This window comes from Levilactobacillus zymae (genome assembly GCF_032190635.1).
GTDB lineage: Bacteria > Bacillota > Bacilli > Lactobacillales > Lactobacillaceae > Levilactobacillus > Levilactobacillus zymae_A.
In genome coordinates this window covers 1,641,515-1,661,093 of sequence record NZ_JAVLAS010000001.1, presented here as the reverse complement: position 1 = coordinate 1,661,093, position 19,579 = coordinate 1,641,515, and the positions used below count along the sequence as shown (strand labels likewise).

Annotated in this window: 19 protein-coding genes, 1 pseudogene and 1 riboswitch; of the genes and pseudogenes, 12 read left to right on the top strand and 8 right to left on the bottom strand. The window is 53.5% G+C overall.

The genetic code is table 11. The features are described 5' to 3' along the window. Positions 1-40 precede the first annotated feature (40 nt). From pyrR to RI501_RS07715, 3 genes are read left to right on the top strand one after another with little or no spacing between them, the layout of a single operon-like run. Positions 41-574: a bifunctional pyr operon transcriptional regulator/uracil phosphoribosyltransferase PyrR gene (gene pyrR, locus RI501_RS07725; protein WP_313821430.1), complete on the top strand. Its 534-nt coding sequence runs from the start codon at positions 41-43 to the stop codon at positions 572-574. A 31-nt stretch (positions 575-605) separates the two neighbouring features. Further along, complete coding sequence (locus RI501_RS07720; protein ID WP_313821428.1) at positions 606-1,679, top strand: carbamoyl phosphate synthase small subunit; 1,074 nt, start codon at positions 606-608, stop codon at positions 1,677-1,679. Positions 1,680-1,681: 2 nt separating this feature from the next. Beyond that, the gene (locus RI501_RS07715) at positions 1,682-4,255 is read left to right on the top strand and encodes a carbamoyl phosphate synthase preATP-grasp domain-containing protein (RefSeq protein WP_313821426.1); all 2,574 of its coding nucleotides are present in this window, start codon (positions 1,682-1,684) and stop codon (positions 4,253-4,255) included. 66 nt (positions 4,256-4,321) lie between these two features. On the opposite strand, the gene RI501_RS07710 is transcribed toward RI501_RS07715, so the two are convergent. Further along, the gene (locus RI501_RS07710; RefSeq protein WP_313821423.1) at positions 4,322-6,040 is read right to left on the bottom strand and encodes an NFACT RNA binding domain-containing protein; all 1,719 of its coding nucleotides are present in this window, start codon (positions 6,038-6,040) and stop codon (positions 4,322-4,324) included. Between the two features lie 263 nt (positions 6,041-6,303). On the opposite strand from RI501_RS07710, the gene RI501_RS07705 reads away from it, so the two are divergent. The 4 genes and pseudogenes from RI501_RS07705 to RI501_RS07690 all read left to right on the top strand — a co-directional run bounded on the left by RI501_RS07705 (position 6,304) and on the right by RI501_RS07690 (position 10,216). Continuing rightward, positions 6,304-6,735 carry a MarR family winged helix-turn-helix transcriptional regulator gene (locus RI501_RS07705; protein WP_313821421.1) on the top strand — a complete coding sequence of 144 codons (432 nt, stop codon included), beginning with the start codon at positions 6,304-6,306 and terminating at the stop codon, positions 6,733-6,735. A 13-nt stretch (positions 6,736-6,748) separates the two neighbouring features. Beyond that, the gene (locus RI501_RS07700) at positions 6,749-8,053 is read left to right on the top strand and encodes an alkaline phosphatase family protein (protein WP_313823169.1); all 1,305 of its coding nucleotides are present in this window, start codon (positions 6,749-6,751) and stop codon (positions 8,051-8,053) included. Further along, positions 8,040-9,287, top strand: a pseudogene (locus RI501_RS07695) (MFS transporter). The gene RI501_RS07700 and the pseudogene RI501_RS07695 overlap by 14 nt, the downstream one beginning before the upstream one ends. A 62-nt stretch (positions 9,288-9,349) precedes the next feature. Next, entirely contained in the window at positions 9,350-10,216 is an 867-nt protein-coding gene (locus tag RI501_RS07690; protein WP_313821419.1) for a DegV family protein, read from the top strand. 211 nt (positions 10,217-10,427) lie between these two features. Here the strand turns inward: RI501_RS07690 and RI501_RS07685 are convergent, their stop codons facing one another. Both RI501_RS07685 and RI501_RS07680 read right to left on the bottom strand, forming a co-directional pair. Further along, positions 10,428-10,757 carry a type II toxin-antitoxin system RelE family toxin gene (locus RI501_RS07685; RefSeq protein ID WP_313821417.1) on the bottom strand — a complete coding sequence of 110 codons (330 nt, stop codon included), beginning with the start codon at positions 10,755-10,757 and terminating at the stop codon, positions 10,428-10,430. Between the two features lie 3 nt (positions 10,758-10,760). After that, a complete protein-coding gene (locus tag RI501_RS07680) occupies positions 10,761-11,075 on the bottom strand; it encodes a type II toxin-antitoxin system Phd/YefM family antitoxin (protein WP_313821415.1) in 315 nt (104 codons plus the stop codon). Positions 11,076-11,597: 522 nt separating this feature from the next. After that, positions 11,598-11,695: riboswitch (THF riboswitch) on the top strand. 33 nt (positions 11,696-11,728) lie between these two features. Between RI501_RS07680 and RI501_RS07675 the strand changes: the two genes are divergently transcribed. Continuing rightward, on the top strand, positions 11,729-12,268 hold the full coding sequence (locus tag RI501_RS07675; RefSeq protein ID WP_313821413.1) for a folate family ECF transporter S component: 540 nt from the start codon (positions 11,729-11,731) through the stop codon (positions 12,266-12,268). Between the two features lie 354 nt (positions 12,269-12,622). Continuing rightward, on the top strand, positions 12,623-13,054 hold the full coding sequence (locus RI501_RS07670; protein WP_313821411.1) for a GtrA family protein: 432 nt from the start codon (positions 12,623-12,625) through the stop codon (positions 13,052-13,054). A 67-nt stretch (positions 13,055-13,121) separates the two neighbouring features. Here the strand turns inward: RI501_RS07670 and RI501_RS07665 are convergent, their stop codons facing one another. From RI501_RS07665 to RI501_RS07650, 4 genes are all read right to left on the bottom strand, one after another. Further along, positions 13,122-14,177 (bottom strand): AI-2E family transporter, encoded by a 1,056-nt coding sequence (locus RI501_RS07665; protein ID WP_313821409.1) that lies wholly within the window; start codon positions 14,175-14,177, stop codon positions 13,122-13,124. A gap of 128 nt (positions 14,178-14,305) precedes the next feature. Continuing rightward, entirely contained in the window at positions 14,306-14,827 is a 522-nt protein-coding gene (locus RI501_RS07660; protein WP_313821407.1) for a VanZ family protein, read from the bottom strand. A 206-nt stretch (positions 14,828-15,033) separates the two neighbouring features. Further along, complete coding sequence (locus RI501_RS07655) at positions 15,034-15,648, bottom strand: NUDIX hydrolase N-terminal domain-containing protein (protein ID WP_313821405.1); 615 nt, start codon at positions 15,646-15,648, stop codon at positions 15,034-15,036. Next, positions 15,641-16,423, bottom strand: coding sequence for a DeoR/GlpR family DNA-binding transcription regulator (locus RI501_RS07650; RefSeq protein WP_313821403.1), 783 nt, complete (start codon positions 16,421-16,423; stop codon positions 15,641-15,643). The genes RI501_RS07655 and RI501_RS07650 overlap by 8 nt, the downstream gene beginning before the upstream one ends. A 285-nt stretch (positions 16,424-16,708) precedes the next feature. Between RI501_RS07650 and RI501_RS07645 the strand changes: the two genes are divergently transcribed. The 3 genes from RI501_RS07645 to RI501_RS07635 all read left to right on the top strand — a co-directional run bounded on the left by RI501_RS07645 (position 16,709) and on the right by RI501_RS07635 (position 19,183). Then, entirely contained in the window at positions 16,709-17,560 is an 852-nt protein-coding gene (locus RI501_RS07645) for a GRP family sugar transporter (protein ID WP_313821401.1), read from the top strand. Between the two features lie 327 nt (positions 17,561-17,887). Next, a complete protein-coding gene (locus RI501_RS07640) occupies positions 17,888-18,754 on the top strand; it encodes an alpha/beta hydrolase (protein WP_313821399.1) in 867 nt (288 codons plus the stop codon). A gap of 174 nt (positions 18,755-18,928) precedes the next feature. Next, complete coding sequence (locus RI501_RS07635) at positions 18,929-19,183, top strand: hypothetical protein (protein WP_313821397.1); 255 nt, start codon at positions 18,929-18,931, stop codon at positions 19,181-19,183. A 9-nt stretch (positions 19,184-19,192) separates the two neighbouring features. On the opposite strand, the gene RI501_RS07630 is transcribed toward RI501_RS07635, so the two are convergent. After that, positions 19,193-19,573 (bottom strand): helix-turn-helix domain-containing protein, encoded by a 381-nt coding sequence (locus RI501_RS07630; RefSeq protein ID WP_313821395.1) that lies wholly within the window; start codon positions 19,571-19,573, stop codon positions 19,193-19,195. Positions 19,574-19,579: the final 6 nt, after the last annotated feature.

The window sequence follows — 19,579 nt, the reverse complement described above, 5'->3', positions numbered from 1 at the left end:
CTCACTACGACCAACCTAAATTTTCGAGGAGGACAATATAATGCCAAAGGTAGTTGTCGACGCAATGGCCATGCAACGGGCCTTAACCCGGATTACATACGAAATTATCGAGCGAAATAAAGGGGTAGACGACCTGGTCATTCTAGGAATCAAGACCAGAGGCGTCTATTTGGCGCGCCGGATTGCAAGTCGGTTACAACAGTTGGAAAACGTGACGGTGCCGGTCGGCGACCTCGACGTCACGCCGTATCGCGACGACATCGAACACGATGCCCAGACTGAACCGGAAGTGACGGCGACCAACATCGACTTTCCCGTGGCCGGTAAGAAGGTCATCTTAGTGGACGATGTGTTATACACCGGGCGGACGATTCGAGCGGCCATGAGTGCCGTGATGGCCTTAGGGCGGCCCAAGAGTATTAACCTGGCCGTTTTAGTCGATCGGGGGCACCGCGAGCTGCCAATTCGCGCCGATTTTGTGGGCAAGAATATTCCCAGTTCTCAGCGCGAACGGATTAAAGTCTCCGTCAGTGAGATTGACAATCGCGACGCAGTGGAAATCTTAAAGGCGTAAGCACCTAGCTAGATAAAGGGGCCGATGTGGCATGGCAAAACGTTATTTAATTTTAGAAGACGGCTCGGCTTACGCGGGTGAAGGATTCGGTGCCGGAGCAACCACCAGTGGTGAAGTCATCTTTAACTTGAATCTGTTGGGGTACCAAGAAACGATTACCGATCAGATCTATCACAACCAGATTATCATCTTCGCCCAGCCGGCCATTGGCAACGTGGGCATCAACCACGATAGTTACGAATCCATCCTACCTACGGCTAAGGGGATGGTCGTCCGTGACTTGACCAATATCTCGACGAACCGGCTATCGCGCCTATCGCTCGACGAGTTTCTCCAGCAACACAATATTCCCGGTATCAGCGGCATCGATACGCGTCACCTGATTCGTAAGCTGCGTCAGGCGGGACCCATGAAGGGCAGTATTGTCGACGTGGCCGACGCGCACGCCTTCGACCAGTTGAACGCCACGGTCCTAACCAACCGGCAGGTCGATCAGGTCGCCACGCCCAAGCCGTATTCCAACCCGGATACCGGTAAAAACGTGGTGGTGATTGACTTCGGGTTAAAGCACGGAATCTTGCGGCAATTGTCCGAACGGCGCTGCAACGTCACGGTGCTGCCGTGGACGGCTAGTGCCCAGGACGTCTTGAACCTGGATCCGGACGGCGTCTTATTGTCCACGGGTCCCGGCTCACCGTTAGATCTGGGGACCGGCGTACTGGACATGATTCGCGAGGTGCAGGCCGAGATTCCGTTGTTTGCGATCGGCCTAGGCCACGAGTTATTCGCCCTGGCCAACGGCGCGGAATTAACGGCATTACCGGTGGAATACCACGGCAGTAGCCACCCGATTCGCCGCATCATTACCAACGATGTCATCTACGCCACGCAGGGCCAGGGGTACGCGGTCCTAGCGAAGTCCATTGACCGCGACCGGCTGATCACCACCTACGTGGACCTGATCAACGGCACCGTGCAGGGGTTACGACACCGGGACTTTCCGGCCTTTTCCGTGCAGTTCTTCGCGGATGGGGCTCCAGGTCCCCACGAAAGCCGCGACCTCTTCGATGAATTTATGGAAGCGATGACCTCACGGGAGGGATAGACTTGCAAAACTGGGATCAGTTACAAAAAGTGTTAATTATTGGCAGTGGGCCCACCGAGATTGGTCACGAGACCGAGCTAGATAGTGCGACCGTGCAGATTTTGACCGAGTTTAAGAAGCACGGGGTCCGCACACTAGTGATCGATAACAATCCCTTCTCGGTCGCCCTAGAAGAGATTCAGCCCACCAACATGTACGTTCAGGCCGTGACGACGGCTAACGTGCGCCACATTCTCGAAAAGGACCACCCCGATGCCATTTTACCTACTTTGGGTGGACTGCGGGGGCTGCGCATCGCCCAAGAGCTCCAGGAAAACGGGGACTTGGGGCGCTACGAGGTTGCCGTTTTAGGGATGCCCACCAGCACACTCGAACAAATCAATAATCCGGCGGCGCTAAACGCCACTCTCAAGGAAATCCACGAACCGGTGATTGAAGCGCAGGTCGTGCAGACCGAAGACGAGGCGTTGGGGCTGGTTGAGGCGATTGGGTTTCCCCTGATTGTTAAGCCGGTTGCACCGCGGGTCGATACCAACCGGACCATCTGTGAAAATGTCGACGACATGCTAACCGCGCTCAGCCAAGGTTTTCAACAGTCGCGGTTCGACCAGTGCACCCTAGAGCGGAGCGTAGTCGGCTATAAGGAAATCGAAATGGTCGCCATTCGTGACCGGGTCGATACGGAACTCTTGATTAGTGGTCTCGAAAATATCGACCCCATCGGGATTCACTCCGGGGACTCCATCGTGGTTAGTCCGCCGCAAACCCTCAACGACCGGGAGTACCAGGATCTCCGGGATGCCACTTTTCGGATTGCCACGGAACTTAACGTGGTGGGTATCCTGCACGTGCACTTCGCGTTGAACCCGGCCAACCAGCACTTCTACGTGACCAAGGTGGCGCCGTACTTTACACGCGGCGTGACCCTAGCGGCCCGGACCGTGGGGTATCCCGTGGCCATCGTGACCGGGGAGCTCCTGTTAGGCCAACGCTTGGTCGACGTGAAGCTGCCCAGTCGTTACGTCAAGCAAACGGCCATTATGGAACCCATGAACGATCACATCAGCGTGCGGATTCCGCTCTGGCCGTTCCAGGAAGTGCCCGACGCGGATCAACACCTGAACACGGCCATGAAGGCGGTCGGCTCGACCGTGGGGATTGGTCGTTCGGTCGAGGAAGCGATGCTCAAGTCGGTCCGCAGCTCGCAGTTCTCACCCAGAGACGTTTTACCCTCCGTCAGTAATCTGACCGACGGCGAGATGATTAGCCAGTTGATTCACCCCCTGGCAAACCGGATTTTGGTCCTCATCGAAGCGTTACGGCGCGGATATTCACCGGCCGAACTCAGTGAACTGACCAAGATCGATCCGTTCTACTTCGTGAAGCTACAACACCTCTTAACCATTGAAAAGCAGATTCAAGAAAATCCGCTGGATCTGGCTACGCTGAAGCGGGCGAGGTACTTTGGGTTTGGGGACGGGATGATTGCCCGCATCTGGCAGACCGATACCGCCGAGATTCGACGGTTGTCGACCACCGCTAAGCTGGAGCCGACCTACAAGATGATCGAACCCACGGCGGGGGAGTTTCCCGAGGATGCCAGCGGCTACTACAATACGTTCGAATACGAAAATGAAAGTCAGCCACTCGGCGACCGAACCGCCTTGGTTCTGGGACGCGGGGGGAACCAACTGGGATCCAACTCGTCGGCCGAGTACTTCACCACCGAGATGCTTAAGCAACTCAAGCGTGCGGGATATCACACCATCCTGATGAATACCAACCCGAACGCGGTGGGGGTCGCGCCCGAATTCTCTGATAAGCAGTACGTCGACCCGATTCAGTTGGGGGATGTGCTGAACGTGATTCATCTAGAGCACCCCGATATTGTGATTGTCCCGGGGAACCGCCACTACCTGACGCGGGAACTCAAGAAACTCGATTTGAACCTCCACGTTCTACCACCGGATCAGGAAACCGCCGATCAGTTACCAGAGATGGCCACAATTGGGGTCAGCTTGTTCGTTCACGAGCAGCAAAAGGTTGCCATCGGGGTGATGGATTTGATTGCCCCGGGGATGACCCAAAACCTGGCCCAGATCACGGCCTTTCGGATGCCAGCGGAACTACCCAAGGCCCAGCGACTGAACCTGGTTGAGGCGGCCAAAAAAGCCGTTAGCGAACGCCAGGTCCGCGGGATGGTCCAGGTCCTGTTCGCGCCCAAGAGTGCCACGTCTAAGCAGTTGGTCTGTGTCGGTACCCGGCCGACGCGGTTGACCGAGATGGCTTTTCTCAGTAAGGTCACGGGAATCAACTGGGTGCGCATGCTGACAAGACAACACATCGAAACGCTCGATCCCGCCGAATTGGCGGCCATCAAGATCGACCTGAACAGTAAACGGGTGGCCTTGATGAACGCGGCGTTCCCGTTCCGGCAGCTCCACGTCTTGAACCGTCCCGGGACCACCGACCAGGAAGTCGGGGCAACGATTGCCTTTGGGTCCAGTGAGGCGTTAAAGCTAAACAATTTGAGTGATACGGCCGAACTGGACCGAATCATCAACCGTACAATTTAATTGGTCAATACAAAAAGGGCATCCACTCGCGTTCTGGCGAGTGGATGCCCTTTGATGACGGCATACTTATTTAGAATTGTTGGCCATTAATTGGTCGACCAAGGCACTTTCGGGAGTCACGAAGACCGTCTTTTGCCCGGTGAAAATCACGAAGCCGGGCTTAGCGCCGTTGGGCTTGTGAATCCGTTTAACCGGTACATAGTCGACGGGCACGGTGCTAGACGCACGAGCCTTACTGAAGTAGGCGGCCAGGTTAGCCGCCTCCAGGATGGTTTGCTCGCTGGGGTCGGCGGCGTGCACAATCACGTGTGAGCCCGGCATATCCTTGACGTGCAGCCAAATATCGGTGCGCTTGGCCGTGTGGAGGGTCAACTTGTCGTTTTGCAGGTTGTTCTTCCCCACGGAAATCTTGGTGCCATCGCTGGCCGTGAACTGGTCGGGTTTACTGATCTGTTGTTTCCGCCGCTTTTTGGCCTTTTTCTGATGGTCATGGTCGCGGAGGTAGCCGCCTTGCTGAAGTTCCAGGCGAATGTCAACCAGGTCTTTTGGTGCGGCCAATTCAATCTGGGCCATGATGTTGGCGAAGTAATCGACGTTGGCCTGGGTCTGTTCAATCTGCGTGGTTACGTAGCTGACCGCATTTTTGGCCTTTTGGTAGCGTTTGAAGTATTTTTGGGCATTTTGGTTGGGGGACAGCTGGTTGGACAGAGCAATCTTCAGCGGCTTTTCGTGGTCGTAGAAGTTTGGCAGTGTCACAGATGCGTCACCGCGCTTCACCTGGTACAGGTAAGTCGTTAAAATTTCGCCCTTAACCCGGTACTCGTCGGCGTTGGCCGTTTCGGCTAAGGTTCGCTGCAATTTTTTCAACTTATTGCGGTTCTTCTTCAGCTCGTTACGAACCACCCGAATCAAGACGCTACCTTGTTGTTGGACCCGGTCTCGTTCGGCCTTATCCTGGTAGTAGGTGTCGAGTAGTTGGCTCAGAGTCGTTGCGGTGTGTTGTTGACCCTCGGCCGGGTACGGGAAGGCCGTGAAACTGGTCTTGCCCTTCGGCGACACGGTTAACGTGGGTTGCGGATCATTGAAGCGATCAAAGAACGTTGTGAAGTGTGCGTTGACGTCGCCGGGTTGGTGCAGGGCACTGGCCAATGCGGCGGCGGTGTCCTTACCAAGTCCCTGGTACTGGTGCTGCAAGGTCCCCGCTAAAACATCGCGGTTCGGGAACTCGCGGATGGTGGCCGCTAAATCGGCCCGTGGCCCGGCAAACGGGTCGTCGAGGTCCTGCTTGGGGGGCGTGATGTATTGCGCACCGGGCAGGAGTAGCCGATAGCGGTTTTGGTCGGATCCAACGTGCTTGATCGCGTCGAGGATCTTCCCGCTGGCCTGGTCGACCAGAATGACGTTACTGTGGCGGGCCATGATTTCCACGATCAAGTGGAGTTCTTGCTGATCGCCCAGTTCGTTACGCGCCGTGAAGACCAGGTGAACGACCCGGTCGTTAGCGGCTTGGGTGACGCCCTTTAAGATGGCGCCTTGCAGGTACTTACGTAGAATCATGGTAAAGTTCGTGGGTACCGGGGGATTGACGTAGGGAATCTCGGTGACTTGAATACGCGCATAGGTCGGGTTGGCCGACAAGAGGATCGGGTAGTTGTGCCCATTAGCGCGAATGGTTAAGACCACTTCGTTAGCGTAAGGTTGGTTAATCTTGCTGACCCGCCCGGTGGTGACGGTCTGCTGCAGCTCGTGAACCATGGCGTGGGTGAAGGATCCATCAAAGGACATCGAATCACACCTTTCTAGGTAATTAATTTTGGGTTAGTCGTGACGTGGACTGGACTAAGCGGATTTTATGGGGACCACTGCTCGCCAGAATTAGGGGAACCCACGTCAGCGTTCAAAAAAGCAATACATCCTAAAGTATAGCGATTGTGGGGCTAAAGCGCAAAGAAGTTTCCTCGCGAAAAAGTTTCCATAATTCCGGTTGAATTAGTGCTTGTGACGGCCAAGGAATCCGCTGTATAATGCAACCAAAGGAGTGAGGGCAGTTGAAATCCAGTCTAGCAGCCTTAATGACGGTCACCAAGGCGCAACAAACCTTGTTACAGCGGATGGCCAAGCAGCATCACTTAACGGTTTCAGAGTGGCAACTTTTGGACCAGATCGGTGGGGGTGCCAACACCCAAGAAATTCTCGCGCAGCAGACTCGGCTGGACACCTCGACGCTTAGTCGGCAACTCAAGGGGTTGGTGACTAAGGAAATGGTCACCAAGGAAGCCGTGGGACGTGATAAACGTCAACTTGTATACAGCATTACCGCTACGGGAACCGAGACCGCCGCGGCGATCAACACCGCGTTTGAAGCGCTAGCGGACCAGGTTTTTGAACACTGGTCGGCCGACGAACGCAACTTATTACAAATCTTATTAAACCGGTTAGCGAAAAGCATGGATCGACAACGAACCATGTCAGCGAAGTAAGGAGTGAAGCCATATTCAATCACGATTAGTCGTCATTTCTTTAGACGCCATGGGTAGTCGGGACCTCGATGACCATCTCGACGAGTTACCCAACCTGCGTCGCCTGGTGGTCACGGGGACTAGGGTTAAGCGAGTCCGGGGAATCTATCCCACGTTAACCTACCCGTCCCATACCACGATTATTACGGGTCAGTATCCGCGAGAACACGGCATCATCAACAACACAAAGCTACAACCCCAACGTCAATCGCCGGATTGGTACTGGTACCAACGCGACATTGAGGTGCCAACCCTCTACGACTTAGTGCGGCGACAGCACCGGAAGACGGCGGCCTTTTTGTGGCCGGTGACCGCGGGCAGTCGTATCAGTTATAACCTGGCCGAAATCTTTCCTAATCGGATCTGGACCAACCAGGTGTTGGTTTCGCTGAAAGCCAGTAGTCCGGTCTTCTTACTTCGGATGAACCAAAAGTACGGTCACCTGCGGCGGGGCATTCAACAACCTGAATTGGACGACTTTATCACCGCCTGTGCGGCCGACACGCTCTATACTAAGCGGCCGGCCCTTACGTTGATCCACCTGGTCGATATGGACAGTATGCGCCATCGCTATGGCGTGCGCTCGACTGAGGCACTGGCGGCGTTAAAGCGGTTGGATGCCCGGGTCGGCAAGCTGATTGACGCCACGATTGCGGCCGGTACCTTTAGCGAAACCAATTTTGCGGTGTTAGGCGATCACTACCAGATTAACGTGGATCACATGATCCACCTGAACCAGGCCTTTGCGCAACGGGGGTGGTTGACGCCGACCAAGGACGGTACGGTCAAAAACGATTGGCACGTCTGGGCTAAGTCCTGTGACGGGTGCACCTACGTCTATACCCGCAACTTCGCCGACGGGGCGCATTTAAGGGAGCTATTGGAAACGACGCCGGGCGTCCAAACGGTCTACACCGGCGCCGAAGCAGCCCAACGGGGGGCCGATCCACAGTGTCAGTGGTTGGTTGAGGCGCAGGCCGGTTACTACTTTACTGATGAGACCAACCGGCCGGCCGTGGTGGAAGCCGTCGATCCGGCTAGCTTGGGTCAACCGGACCGCTATCACGGGGTTCACGGATACGATCCGGATAAGTCGGATTACCGGACGACGCTGGTGCTTGCTGGGCCGGCCATTCGTGCGGGTCACACCATTGAAACGGCAGACCTGGTGGACGAAGCCCCCACGTTTGCGCGGCTCTTAGGGGTACGGTTCCCCGAACCGTTGCCGGGTCACGCGTTGACCGCGGCGTTCAAGGGGGTCCACCATGCAGCTGAGTAAAGAACAGTGGAGTTGGGTCTTCTACGACTGGGCCAATTCCGGGTACGGCATCATCGTGACTACCGCCGTGCTACCAATTTACTTCAAGGGGGTCGCCCAGGCCAGTGGGGTTACCGCGGCCAATGCCACGGCCTTCTGGGGGTATGCTAATAGCTTAGGGACGTTACTAGTCGCCGTACTAGCCCCGTTTCTGGGGGCGTTAGCTGACTATCCCGGATTTAAGAAGCGACTTTTAACGGGCTTCACCACGTTGGGGATGCTGATGACGCTGGGTCTGGCACTGTTGCCGCCCAACCAGTGGCAGTGATTATTGGTGATCTACGTGTTGTCGGTTTTGGGGTATTCTGGCGGAAACCTATTTTACGACAGTTTTTTGACCGACGTCAGTACCGATGAGCAGATGGATCAACTCTCCAGCACCGGTTACGGTTTTGGGTATCTCGGGGGCGTCTTAGCCTTTATTTTATTTATGATCCTCGAGTTAACCCACGGTTTTGGCCACCTATCGAGCACGGCGGTGGCCCGCTGGGGCTTTGCGCTAGCCGCCGGATGGTGGGTGATCTTCTTCATTCCGCTCTTAAGAAACGTGCACCAACGACACGCACTTTCCGCTACCCCGGCGCCGTTGAAGCAAAGTTGGGCGCGGGTCTGGCAGACCGTGCGGCACTTGCGCCAACACCGCCAGCTGGCGTGGTTTTTAGTGGCGTACTTCTGCTACATTGACGGGGTGGATACCATCTTTACCATGGCCACGTCGATCGGCCTGGACATCGGCATTACTAGTACCACGCTCATCATGGTGTTGTTGGCGGTACAATTAGTGGCCTTTCCGTGTTCCATCTTCTACGGCTGGTTGGCCCAAAAGACCAGCGCCCGCACCGGAATTTTGATTGCCATTATTGTTTATTTGATTATCTGTGTGGACGCCTTACGCCTGAACACGGCCAACGACTTCTGGTTGCTGGCCATTCTGGTCGGGACCAGTCAGGGCGGTATTCAGGCGCTCTCCCGTTCGTACTTTGGTCGGCTGGTTCCCAAAAACCAATCCAGCGAGTTCTTCGGGTTCTATAATATTTTAGGAAAATTCTCCGCCGTTCTGGGGCCCGTGTTAGTCGGGGTAGTCACCCAACTAACCGGGCAATCGCGAATTGGCGCGGCGTCGTTAGCGCTCCTGTTCTTGGCCGGCTTAGTCGTTTTTCTAGCGTTGCCCAGACTGGCAGCGGACAATTCCTAGTCCTTATAAGGGTTTTATGGTATTCTAGGGGATAAATGAAAGTGAAAAGTAGGTGTAAGAACATGAAGATTGCTGTGGTCACCGATAGTACCAGCTATTTGTCCGCAGAAGAGGCGGAACGTTATCAGATTCACGTCGTTCCGATTCCGGTGATCATTGACGGCCGTTCCTACGATGAAGGCGTTGATATTACCACTGAGGAGTTCTATGACTGGCTACGTAATTCCAAGTCATTCCCCAGCACTTCGCAGCCACCCTTGGGTGAGATGATTAATCTCTACAACCAGTTGGCGGATGAAGGTTACGATACGGTGATTAGTATTCACTTAGCCAGCACGATTTCTGGCTTTGTTAACCAATTAAAGAACTTAGCACCCACGATTGACAACATCCGGGTGATTCCTTACGATTCACAGATTACGGTCAAACTCATGGGCTATTTAGCCATCGAAGCATCCCGGATGGCGGCCAAGGGTGCCACCCCCGAAGAGATTCTGGCGCGGCTAGACGATTTACGGTCGACCATCGGGGAGTATTTCGTGGTCGACGACTTGCAAAACCTGGTGCGGGGCGGGCGGTTGTCCAACGCCTCGGCCTTTATCGGCAGTGTCTTACGAATCAAGCCGTTACTGACCTTTGACGACCAGACCCACGAGATCGTGGCCTTTGAGAAGGTACGGTCGCGCAAGAAGGCCTTAGCCCGCGTGGAAGACCTCTTCGTCGAGGCGCAGGCCAAGGTCGATTACCCGTTGAAGGCGTTGGTGATCGATGCCAACGATCCCGACGGTGGGGCCGCCTGGGCGGCTAAGATTACCCAGCAGTACCCGGACATTCCCGTAGAACGTTCCTATTTTGGACCGGTCATCGGGGCGCATCTGGGCGAAAAGGCGTTGGCGTTAGCCTGGATTAAGGACTACGAACGCGCTTAAGCATTGATTAATCCAGTGAATCCAATTAAAAGCAGGAAGGACATTCTCGATTGGAGGATGTTCTTTTTAATGCTCACCAGCTGCCTTTTGGCGCACGTTTCGACACTAAATATTCGGAGACGCTAAAGAGCCTGGGGCTTCTGTCCCAGACTCCAAATATCATAGAACCTAAAAAATGGGCCCCCTTAACTGGGAGCCCATTTTCGCTAGTTTAGCTTCGTTTTTTGGATGGCAACTTTTTGATGCGTTGTTCGGCTAAATGATAAACTTTTTTGTCTTCACGTTTGCCAATAGCGACAATTTCAATAATTTTAATCTGCTGATTTTCTTGGGTAAAAATAATTCTGAGACCGGCCCTTTTATGTTTCAGCTTATTGAATCCTGCTAAGGCACCGCGTAGTGGCTGCCCTGCCTGCATCCCCCGCAGACGAATTCGGTTTAGGGCTTTATCAATCAAAATTTTTTGGGAACCGTCAAGATGATCATAATCACCCTTGGCAGACGCTAGATATTGAATTTGGTAATATTGATTTTCGGTCATGACCTATTCCCAGCCATCATTGGGGTCAATCTTAGGCCTTGAACTTGCTAGGGCCTTACCCCGAACCTGTTCATCAGTAAAAGTGGGTTCTGCATGATTCTTACGTTCTAAGGCTTTTAATTCGAGGAGTTGATCTTGCAGCGCTTCGTTTTCCTTAACCAGGTCTTCATAATCGGCAACTGATAGAACCACGCCAGCGGGGGTATTTCGATTAAAAACGTAAACCCCGGTATTAGTAGCTTGGGCTTGATCAAAGACATTTTTGGGTGACCGTTTGAGTTCGCTAATATTACTAGTTGGAACATCTAAGATTTTCATGTTCTCAGCTCCTTTTAAGTACATAATATATCATCAATTATAGTTTTTTAAAAGTCTTTTGAGCTGTTGAAAAGAAACTTCAACGTGAATCTCCAAGTTTAAATAGTCAATTCAGTCTCAGAGGGGGGACTTCGTTATTAAACAAGATAATTTTAAGAACTAGCCCCCCTTTAACTAGGAGTCCATTGTTGATAGTTTGACTGAGCCATCAACGAATAAAATTCTTTCGTTGAATCAAGGCATTTTGTTTTTGACTAGCGCATAGTGATATAGGGCGGCGTAACCGTCTTGTGTGTTAGAATCCGGTTCGTTTACAACGGCCAAATGCAACTTTTCCAGATCTTGTTTGAGGGCCCAATCGAAGATCTCTTGGACGACCCCAGGCCAGAACGCCGCTCCCCAATCATTTTACATTGTGCAAAATGAAACTAGTGTGAAAACGCGTCGTTATAATAATTTAAATAAGCAATTGGGCTGGTAATCTCGTCGAAATATGGTATGCTTGTCTTCGTAATTAAAATTTACGGAGTAGGCAATAGGGCGTTAAGTGCTGGTGGAACGCAATGTGAACACCGGACGAAGGACACGTGGTCCGCGATCTTATTGCCGCATTGGCCGCAGCGATGTGGCAACTCCCTTAGGAGATGTCTGAAATGAAGACAATGGTAAGAACCCAGCTACCCAAGCTGGACACGTTGAGTATGGTCACGATGGGCTTATTGATGGCGGTGCAGCTGGTAGTCAGCCGCTTTACCATCAGTAACCAGTTTATGCGCTTGAGTTTCACCTTCCTGGTGGCCGCGCTATTGGCCAAGTGGTTTGGCCCGTGGTGGGGGATGATGACGGCGGCGTTAGTCGATATCGTGGGTACGCTGATGACCGGGGGCCCGTATTTTGTCGGGTTTACCATCTCGGCCATCGTTGGTTCGCTGATCTACGCGCTGTTCTTCTACCGGCAACCAATCACGTGGTGGCGCATTATCGTGGCGCAACTACTGGTGGTCGTACTGGTCAACATCGGGCTCAATTCCGAATGGCTGGTGATCATGTACCACACGCCACTTTGGGGCATTTTACCCGTGCGGTTAATGAAAGAGGCCGTGACCACACCGATTCAAATCGTGCTGTTGTACGTGGTGTTGAAGAGTCACGTGATTCAAAACCTGGAACACCGCTTAAAAACGAAAGCTTAATTTAATGCATTAGCCGTGAGGGGTTGCCGAAAAAGGGGTAGCCCTCACGGCTTTTTTTATGGAATGATGACAGCTTAAATATTAATAAAATTACTTTAACTTAAATCAACCAACCCGACCACCACTCCCGCCACATCTTAAAACTGGCCGCAACACCGAACCAAGTCACTAAGGTCGAGCTACCCAGGGGCGGCATATGCTACACTGGTAAGTACCAGTGGTAGGTCAGTGGCCTATCCAACCTTTAAGTTTTTCTAGTATCCCGACGCCTTGGCTTGTACTTCTGGCGAGAGTTGGGTATAACGGACTAGGAAAACGGATAACCGGATTTTATATTCAGGGGGAGACACAACCATGAAACGCTTAGCACAACTGTATGCCCAATATAAGGACGTTATCGCCTACCTGGTCTTCGGGGGCCTGACCACGTTAGTCAACCTCGTGGTTTTCTTCATGACGGCCAGTCTGTGGCACTGGAACTATCAAATCGGGGTGGCCGTGGCTTGGTTCGTCTCCGTGTTATTTGCCTATCTGACCAACCGGGTTTGGGTCTTTCATTCCCACTTTACTACCATGCGTGCGTTGGGTCGCGAAATCGTATCGTTCTTCTCCGTGCGGGCACTGACCCTGGTGATGGACGAAGGCATTATGTGGATCGGGGTTTCCTTACTCATGCAAAACGAAATGTTGACGAAGTTGGTGGACCAGGTGGTCGTGGTCTTAGCTAACTACTTCTTCAGCAAGTGGTTAGTCTTTCGTAAGACCAAGGCGGCTGCGAAAAATTAAAGCTGAAACGTTAAAATCCCGTTAACCAAGACCGCAGAGGGTCGGTGGTTAACGGGATTTTTTGATGTTATTTAGATATTGAGACGGGTTTCTTCGGTTGGTGCGGTTGCTTGGGCGTCGTGAGCTGGACGTCAAAGACCTTCAGGAAGAAGGCCACCAACGGCACGCCGACGATCAGGCCCCAGGTGCCAAAAATCTGCTCGCTGACGATCAAGGTGATGAAGGTCACGAAGATCGGTAGGTTGGTGGCGTTGGCCATCAAGCGGGGGTGCAGGAAGTAGGATTCAAACAGGTGCACCAGAATCACTAAGGCTAGGACTTCCAAGACCCGTAGCACGCCGCCGGTCACGAAGGCGATGATGGTTAGCGGAATCAGCGAGATCAGGACCCCGGCCACCGGAATTAAGCCCAGGAAGAACACGGCGATTCCTAAGATCAGCAGGCTCGGCATGTGCAGAATCCAGAGGCCTAAGACCATCAACACCGTATTAATGGAACAAATCAACAGCTGAGTTTCAATCACGGTCCCGAAAATTTGGACGAAACTGAGAATTAGATCGCCCATCGGTACGAACAACTTCGCGAAACGACTCTTAGTAAAGGCGTGGACGAAGCGTTGGAGTTGGGCCTTGGTCAGGTTAAAAATAAAGCTGAAGAAGAACGCCAACACGATGGTTTCGACCCCGGAACTCAACCGGGAAAGTTTGCCAATGCCTGAGGTGAAGAGCGTCTTACTGTTGCTGATGACGGACGCGTTTTGGGTGAGGTTCTTGATCACCTTCTTGGCCGACGTTTCCAGCTGTGGGTAGGTTTGAATCAAGCGATTGACCGCGTGTGGCAGGTTTTCCACCTCATCGACTAGCGGGGGAATGATCTGGGCGAAAGCCGCCACTAAGATGCCTAGAAAAATTAGGTACACCAGCAGGGTCGCCAACAGATGTCCCAGATGTAGATGGCGTTCGATCCCCATGATGGCGGCATTAGCCAGGTAAATAAAGATCACCGTAAACAACGCCAGTGACAGAAAGCCCCGGGCAAACCACGCGATGATGATCAGGAGTACTAGTGCCAGGTAATAGGCCGTTAACGGGTTTTGCCAGGCACGTTTTAAACTAGGTAACATGCAAACATCCTCTCCAAAGCAGGTAATACGTTGAGTTTACGCTGGGTGCTGTTGGATTGCAACTACGTCAAAAGCCCCGCCGGTCGAGCTGACCGACGGGACTTTTGTGAGTTGTCGTTAACAAGGGACTAACTGGCCTGAGCGGCGGTCAGCTTGCGTTGGCGCACCGGTCTGAAGTGGTAGTACAGGGCCACTAAGGCGCCGCCCACCAAGACACCCAGCATGTTGGCTAAGACGTCGTTGATGTCGCTACTGCGGTTGATCAACCAGTGATGAGACAAGACGTATTGCAGGGTTTCGATGCTACCGCCGACGAAGAACCCGAAGAGGGTCACGCCGATCAGCGGTAGGCGCGGCCACAGCCATTTGACCAGCAGGCCGAGCGGCAGGGTCATTAGGATATTTTCGGCAAAGCCTAAGTTAAACAAGTCGAGTTGGGTCAAGTTCACACGCCCCGTGCCGGGCGGCATGATATAGACGGCTGTGCCGGTAAAGGCTAAGGGGGTGAACACGATAGCGGCTAAACCGGTTAAGTAGCCTAAGGTGATTAAGACAAACCAACGATGTTGTCGATTGACCACCGTGGTCAGAATGGTCAGGCCACTTAGACTGGCCACAAGTAAGATGATGAGTAAGGGTTCCCAGCGCATATAACCACCTCCGTTTGAGAATTGAGATCAGCGGGTAACTGAATATGCTTCTCATACTAGCGCAGAAAACGCGCGAACAACACCTTTTGGGGCTGGTCTTTACGGTTTCTTTGGGGGCTTAATGAAATCACAAGGTCGTGGTCACGAAAACATCACACTTTTACGGGAATTTGGTGCCGCAACGCGCCTAACGGGGGAACGGATAACTAGTCGGTTCGGCTAAGCACCTGGGCGCGTTGCGCTTGCATCAGCGTGGTCAACTGTTCCGGTGTGGTCCGGTTTAACGACAACGGCGGCAGGGCGTCTAAGTCGAAATAGCCGATCCGGTCGACCTCCATGCTGGGCTCGAAGTGGCCCTCCAGCGGCTCGCACGCAAAGACTAACTTGTAGAATTGGGCGACCTGGGGGATGTCGGGGCGCTGGGCCGTGTCAAAGATGTGTAACAGGCCACGAGTCCGCACGGCCAGTCCCGTTTCTTCACGGACCTCGCGTTCAACGTTTTCTCGGGGCGAATAGCCGACGTCCGCGTAACCGCCGGGCAGTGCCCAGGTTTGGGTGGGCACGTCTTGTACTAGCAAAATGCGGTCGGCTTTTAGGATCAACGCGCGTACGTCGACCTTGGGCGTCACGTACCCGGTGTCTTGGGCCAGCGCCGTTTTCAACTGAGCCACGTTCACCTGGGGATTGAGGGCCATTTGTTGTAGAAGAAAGGCTTGGAGTTTTTGGTAGCGGTCCCGGTCGAACGGGTCCTGGGTAAACGCCAGACCACTTTGAATCAGCGCTAGCATGTTGCGTTGGGTGGTTAGTAGGTCGTCAGTCATGATTAGTAGTTCCTCCTTCAAGGACCACCAACCGGTCCGCCGGAATCTGGGCGGCAATTTCGGCCGGTAAGGGTTGGTCGGTCACGATGGTGGCGAAGTCGCTGGGCTTAAAGAGCCGAAAGTTGTGGGTCACGTTCACTTTAGTGTGGTCCACCAGTAACATGAGCTGCGTGCTTTGTTGCTTGAGGGCGGCCTTCACGGCGATGTCGTCTTCGTAGGCGTAGTACACCCCGTCAGCCGTCAAACCCGCGCAACTCAACACCGCCGTCTCAAAATGAAACTTGGTGAGGTCTAAAATGCTATCGGGGCCCTGAACGCACCGCTGTTCGGCGTTGAGCGGCCCGCCCAGAATGCGCGTGCGGTAGGCGGCATGGCGCAGGGCTTGGTCGGCCACGTCGAGCGAATTGGTGACCAGTAGGCCGGGAGCCGCGGATTTAGTAGTCAGGTATTGGGGGAGACAGGTCACCGTGGACGAAACGTCGAGAAACAGTAACCGTTGGCCGGCTAACAGGGTGCTGGCCCGTTTTGCCAAGGCGCGCTTGATCGTCAGCAGGTCGTTTTGCCGGTCCAGGTACTGGTCCAGCTTATTAAAGGTGTTGGGCAGGCTGATGCCGCCGTAGTTGCGTTCGGCTAACTGGCTATCGGCCAACTTGATGATGTCGCGGCGGGCGGTGTCCCGGGAGGTGCCGGTGAGGGCCATGATATCGTGGAGGCTAAGCGTTTGGCGTTGCTGCAAGTGGGTCATGATTTGGGCGAGGCGGGATTTTTGGGTCATTAAAATCATCTTCTTTGCATCAAATTAAGCGTTTATTACATAATAGCTTATTATGACTTAAATGCAAATACTAGCCCTCATTACCCAACCAACAAAATGGGAGCGGAAAATGCGATTTTTTGTTAATTTGGCAGGTTTCTTTTGTGTCGTTTTTAACCCCGCGTTAGTTGGGACGCCGCAGAAGTCAGGTTATAGTGGATCTTGAAAGTCTAATCAGGTCATTGGTTAATGGAAAAAATAGCATAGGTATTGAGTGGTGACGCTGCAGAAAGGGTGTGTGGGTGTATGGGAATTCTAATGGCATTAATTCCGGCACTGGGTTGGGGGATACAACCGCTGATTGCTCGCAAAGTTGGGGGTAGCCCTACCAATCAGATTCTAGGTACTGGAATGGGGGCCGGCCTGGTCGGTGTGCTGGTGGGACTCTTGGCGGGGAGCGTTCACGGGCTGAACTTTTGGTTGAGCTTTGCAGCGGGCTTCCTGTGGGCCTGGGGCGAAGTCGGACAGTTCGTAGCCTTCACCCGCATCGGGGTGACCCGCACCATGCCCATTTCCACGGGCTTGCAAATCGTCGGTACGTCGCTGATCGGGGTGTTGATTTTTGGCGAATGGGCCGGGACCACCGCCCGGTTACTGGGGACCATCGCCATCATTTTAGTGGTGGCGGGGGTCGCGCTAACCGCGATCACGGACACTAAAAGCACAGGGCGATCTTCGTTAATGTCCGGGTTGGCAATTTTAGTGCCGACCACCATCGGGTATTGGGCCTACAGCGCCTTACCCAAAACGATCCATGCCGCGGGAATTCAACTCTTCTTTCCCGAGATGCTGGGAATCTTGTGTGGGGCGTTAGTCTACGTCTTCTGGCAAACTAAGGGGCGAGCTTTCGCCGAACCGGCCAGTTGGGGCAACGGCTTGATTGGGTTGGTCTTTGGCCTGTCATCACTGGCCTACATTTTTGCGGCCCAGGCGGCTGGTATCGCCACGGTCTTCGTGATCACCCAGCTGAGCGTGGTGGTTTCGACCTTAGGGGCCATCTTCATTCTCCACGAAAAGAAGAGTTCCCGGGAGTTACGACTGACCGTTAGCGGCTTGGTGCTGATTGTAGCGGGGAGTATTTTAACGGCTACCCTGTGAGGGCCATTGCAGATAAGTAAAAAGGCCGATCCACGTCCCATCAAATTAGGGAACAGATTGGCCGTCAGAAGCTTGTGGCAGTTAGTTTTTCACGTAGGTGGGCGAACGACGCCATGGCGACCAACAGAAAGATCGACCGGATTAACGTTAGACGATCTTGCATGGTCATTACCATTCTGGGCCCATCCCCGAGACCGGTTACCCATTCACGGGGGACTAACTGAGAATTTTTCAAAATAACACTAGCAGGGGTGATAGCGTGACGCCCGATTGAATTCGCCGTATACTAAAATGAATAAATTAATGGTGAGGGGAGTCATCGTCACGATGTTATCACGATTACGCGACCGCCGTTTCTGGCTCGGCCTGGGAATGTTGATGTTACTGGTGTTAGGGGGGTGTGCGGCGCGGGGGAAAACGGGCCCGCAAGCCAGCACCACTAAACTCGACGGGGCCAAATACGTCCCAACCTTGTTCTTTCACGGGTATGGGAGTAGTGCCAACGCCGAGATGCCGATGATTCGCGCCGCGCAAAAGGCTGGGGTGACCCGCACCGTCCTGCACGCCACCGTCGCTAAGGACGGTCACGTCAGCTGGCGCGGTCGGTTTCAGGCCGGTGACTATCATCCCATCGTGGCGGTCCAATTCACGGCTAACCGCGATGGCGATTATCAAACCACGGCTAATTGGGCCAAAAACGTGATCACCGGGTTACAGAAAACCTACCACATCACCCGGTTCAACCTGGTGGGGCACTCGATGGGCAACATGGCCATGGCCTTTTACCTGCTGAAGAACGCGCAGAATAGTCACTTGCCACAACTGCAGCGGCAGGTCGACATCGCCGGACATTTTAACGGCATCCTGGGGATGAACGACGAGCCCAACCGGATGAAATTAACGGCGGCGGGGAAACCCACGAAGATGGACCGCGACTACCAGCAATTACTGGCGTTGCGGCAACGCTATCCGCGCCAGACCCGGGTACTCAACATTTATGGCGACCTGAACAACGGCACCCATTCGGACGGACGCGTCAGCAACGCGTCGTCCAAGTCGCTGCGTTATCTGGTGGCCGACCGGGCTAAGTCGTATCAGGAACGCCGCATCGTGGGGGCCAACGCCCAGCATAGTAAGTTACACGATAACGCCCAGGTCAACCGCTTATTGATTAAGTTCTTGTGGCAAAAGTAGTTAAAGAATCGGGCCTCGCAAATTAATTGCGGGGTCCGCTTTTTTAGTCGGTTCGGTTTGTGATAGCAACAATTAGAGAGCAAAGCGCCTCCCAGATGACATCATTGTACCTGAGAGGCGTTTTGCGTTGGTCGGTAACTTTCGGTATGCTGGATCTAGAAGGGGGATGGCACCATGAACGCGCTGACTAAGATTAAAGGCCTGTTGTGGGGCGTTCGGCTGGTTTACGTGATTACGTTGATCTGGGTCATTGCCGACCTTTGGCGGTTGAACAGTAACACCAGGATTTCTGGCACATTGTTTTTCCTTATTGGCTTTCCGGCCGTCACCCTCGAGAACCAGCGAGAAAAGTTGGAACCGGCATACGGGGATACGTTAGGGTGTGTGCTGTGGCGGTTTCTGTTGTTCCCCTGGTTTTGGGTGATGTGAGGACGGGAGTTAATGTATCGACGCCGCCCAGAAGATTGAAAAGAATCCGATGATAAAAGCCAGAATCACTAGGACCCACCAATAACCGGCCAAAAAATCCCAAAAGTTCATGTTGCCGAACCGGCGCACGTAACGGTTCCGCTTGGGATCGAATACGAATTCACTCGTATCGACCTTTGAGTCCTGCTCGTCACGACCAAAAACTAGTGTGTCGAGGCTGACGTTAAAGATATCGGTTAACTTGATCAGGTTTGTCAGGTCGGGCGTGGAGTCTCCGGATTCCCATTTGGAAATGGCCTGGCGGGTCACGAATAACTGACTAGCTAGGTCGTCCTGGGTAGTATTCGTGGCTTTTCTAAGTTTTTTGAGTTGTTGGGGAAATTGATTCATGGTGAT